This is a genomic window from Kitasatospora sp. NPDC056327 (assembly GCF_042261735.1).
Classification (GTDB): Bacteria; Actinomycetota; Actinomycetes; order Streptomycetales; family Streptomycetaceae; genus Kitasatospora.
Genome location: NZ_JBHJRC010000479.1, coordinates 1 through 3,287, shown reverse-complemented (window position 1 = coordinate 3,287; position 3,287 = coordinate 1). Strand labels below are relative to the sequence as shown.

Annotated in this window: 2 protein-coding genes and 1 pseudogene; 2 read left to right on the top strand and 1 reads right to left on the bottom strand. The window is 72.0% G+C overall.

The window, feature by feature from the left end:
* Nucleotides 1-79: pseudogene (locus ACFCX4_RS35440) on the top strand (hypothetical protein); the annotation flags it as partial.
* 19 nt (nucleotides 80-98) lie between these two features.
* Here ACFCX4_RS35440 and ACFCX4_RS35435 read toward each other — a convergent pair.
* A complete protein-coding gene (locus ACFCX4_RS35435; RefSeq protein WP_376151462.1) occupies nucleotides 99-1,484 on the bottom strand; it encodes a rhodanese-like domain-containing protein in 1,386 nt (461 codons plus the stop codon).
* Between the two features lie 405 nt (nucleotides 1,485-1,889).
* Between ACFCX4_RS35435 and ACFCX4_RS35430 the strand changes: the two genes are divergently transcribed.
* Nucleotides 1,890-3,224, top strand: a complete 1,335-nt coding sequence (locus tag ACFCX4_RS35430; RefSeq protein ID WP_376151460.1) for a discoidin domain-containing protein — start codon at nucleotides 1,890-1,892, stop codon at nucleotides 3,222-3,224.
* Nucleotides 3,225-3,287: the final 63 nt, after the last annotated feature.

The following is a 3,287-nucleotide window of genomic DNA, read 5'->3' as shown; positions in this document are numbered from 1 at the left end:
GGTGTACGTCGCGCAGAAGCGCAAGATCACCGACGGCGACAAGCTGGCCGGCCGGCACGGCAACAAGGGTGTCAGCTCGGCGTACCGCCGCGCGCGGCTCAGACGGTCGCCGGCCGGTGCGCCGCGTCCCAGGCCGCGTAGCCGCCGAGCAGGTCGGAGACCTCGCCCCGGCCGTGGTGGCGCAGCAGGCTCGCGGCGATGGACGACCGGTGGCCGCCCGCGCAGTGCACGACCAGCGGCCGGTCCTGCGGGACCTCCGCCAGTCGGCCGGCCAGCTCGTTCAGCGGGATGTGCGCCGAGCCCTCGACGGCTCCTTCGGCCCGTTCGCCGCAGGTGCGGACGTCGAGGACCAGCGGGGGCCGCTCGGTGCCGAGCGCGGTGCGCAGCTGGTCCACGGTGAGCCGGCGGGCGGGTGCGAGGTCGTCGGCGAACCCGGCCAGGGTGGTCTCCGGGTCGGCGAGGTGGCCGGCGGTGCGGTCGAAGCCGATCCGCGCGAGGCGGGTGACGACCTCGCCCTCGCGTCCCCCGGGTGCGACGACGAGGAGTTCGGCGCCGGAGTCCAGGACGGCGCCGGCCTGTTCGGCGAAGCGGCCGTCGGCGGGGACGTTGACGGCGCCGCGCAGGTGCCCGGCGGCGAACTCCTGCGGGCTGCGGGCGTCGACGACCACCGCGCCGGCGCTCCGGCGCTCCGCGAACTCCCCGGGGGACAGCGGGCGGTGGGCGAGCGCGGTGTCGAAGAGTTCGCGGTTCTGCCGGTTCAGGGCGGCGTCGTGGCCGAAGTAGGCCGGGGCGGCCGACTGGCCGGCCGTGACGATGGCGACGAAGTCGTCCTCGCTCATCGGCGCGCAGGCGTAGTTGGTGGCGCGCTGCTCCCCGATGGTGGACTCCAGCTCGGCCGAGAGGTTCTTGCCGCAGGACGAGCCGGCCCCGTGGGCGGGGAAGACCCGGACCTCGTCGGGCAGGGCCATCAGCCGGTGCTGGACGCTGTGGTGGAGCATCCGGCCGAGCTCCTCGGCCGTGGTGCCCGCCGAGGCCAGCAGGTCGGGGCGGCCGACGTCGCCGATGAACAGGGCGTCGCCGGTGAGCACGCCGTAGGGGACGGTGTCCCCGGCGTGTTCGAGGACGAGGACGCTGATCGACTCCGGGGTGTGGCCGGGGGTCTCCATGATCTCCAGGGTGACCTCGCCCAGGCCGATCCGCTCGCCGTCGGCGAGTTTGCGGATCGGGTACTCGGTCTCCGCCCGGCGCCCGTAGCCGATCCACGCGCCGGTACGGGCGGCCAGCTCCAGGTGGCCGGCCAGGAAGTCGGCGTGGAAGTGGGTGTTGATGACGGCCTCGACGGTGAAGCCGTGCGCCTCGGCGTCGGCGACGTACTCGTCGATGTCGCGGCGGGGGTCGATCACCACGGCGCGGCCGGTGGTCTCGTCGGCGACCAGGTAGGAGGCCTGGGAGAGGCAGTCGAGGTAGTACTGGGCGAAGAACACGTGGGTCGCTCCTATACCGGGTGGGGTATCCGTCGTCCCCTCCACCATACCCCCATGGGTATTTTTTCGGACAGGGGCGGGATCGCGGCGCCCGTGGTGCCGGTGCGACCCGAGGGGCGGGAGGGATGACGGGGCCGTAATCGCAAGGGAGTTCGGCTTCCGCCGGGTATTGTCAGGAAACTTTACTTTCTACTACGCTCCCGGGCGGCGGCTTGACGCGGCGCCCGCACCGGAGCGGCGCGACGTGCTCAGTGAGAGCTCTGACCCGGCCGCCGCGGTGTGCGGTAACCGCTTGGCCGGTGGGCTCGTGCATGGAGTGTGCCGGTGTCCAGCTCTCGCCATTCCTAGAGGTCGGGGAGTCCAAGGATGCGTCCGGGTGTCTCGGTAAGGCCTGTTCATGTCGGAGTGTTCGCCGCCGTGCTCGTGCTGGTCGGCGGCCTGTTGCTCGGTTGGTCCGGGAGGGCGGGGGCGGCGGCCGATCCGCTGATCTCCCGCGGTAAGGCCGCGACGGCCTCCTCCACGGAGAGCTCGTCCTACGCGGCGGGGAAGGCGTTCGACGGCAACACCGGTACCCGGTGGGCGAGCACGGAGGGCAAGGACCCGCAGTGGCTGCGGGTGGACCTCGGGACGGCCGCCACCGTCTCGCGGGTGAAGCTGAGCTGGGAGGACGCCTACGCCAAGGCGTACCGCCTGGAGGTGTCGGCGGACGGGGTGACCTGGACGGCGATCGCGGAGGAGAAGGCCGGCAACGGCGGGACCGACGACTGGACGGGCCTGTCCGGCAAGGGCCGCTACGTCCGGATGTACGGCACGGCGCGCGGCACCGCCTACGGCTACTCGCTGTTCGAGATGGAGGTGTACGGGGCCGCCGGGACCACGCCGACGCCGACCGGCACGCCCACCGGAACGCCCACCGGAACGCCGACCGGCGGGCCGGGCGGGGCGTTCACGGTGGTCGCGGCCGGTGACATCGCCGCGCAGTGCACCGCCTCGGACAGCTCCTGCGCGCACCCGAAGACCGCCGCGCTGGCCCAGCAGATCGACCCGAAGTTCTACCTCACCATGGGCGACAACCAGTACGACGACGCCCGGCTGGCGGACTTCCGGAACTACTACGACAAGACCTGGGGCGCGTTCAAGTCGAAGACCCGCCCGGTGCCGGGCAACCACGAGACCTACGACCCGGCCGGGTCGCTCGCCGGCTACAAGTCGTACTTCGGCAGCATCGCCTACCCGCAGGGCAAGAGCTGGTACAGCTTCGACGAGGGCAACTGGCACTTCGTCGCGCTGGACTCCAACGCCTTCGACCAGAGCGCCCAGATCGACTGGCTGAAGGCGGACCTCGCGGCCAACGGCAAGAAGTGCGTCGCCGCCTACTGGCACCACCCGCTGTACTCCTCGGGCGGCCACGGCAACAACCCGGTCTCCCGGCCGGTCTGGCGGATCCTGTACGACGCCAAGGCCGACCTGGTGCTCGGCGGGCACGACCACCACTACGAGCGGTTCGCCCCGCAGGACCCGGACGGCCGGGCCACCGCGGACGGCATCGTCGAGATCGTCGGCGGCATGGGCGGTGCCGAGCCCTACCCGATCGAGCAGATCCAGCCCAACAGCCAGAAGCGGATCAGCGGCGACTACGGCGTCCTGAAGCTGGACTTCACCGACTCCGGCTACGGCTGGAGCTACGTCGGCACGGACGGCCAGATCAAGGACACCAGCCCGAAGTACAGCTGCCACTGATGATGTACCTGGCCACCACCGGCCGCCCGGACGCGCCGTCCCGCCCCGACGGGGCGGGACCTG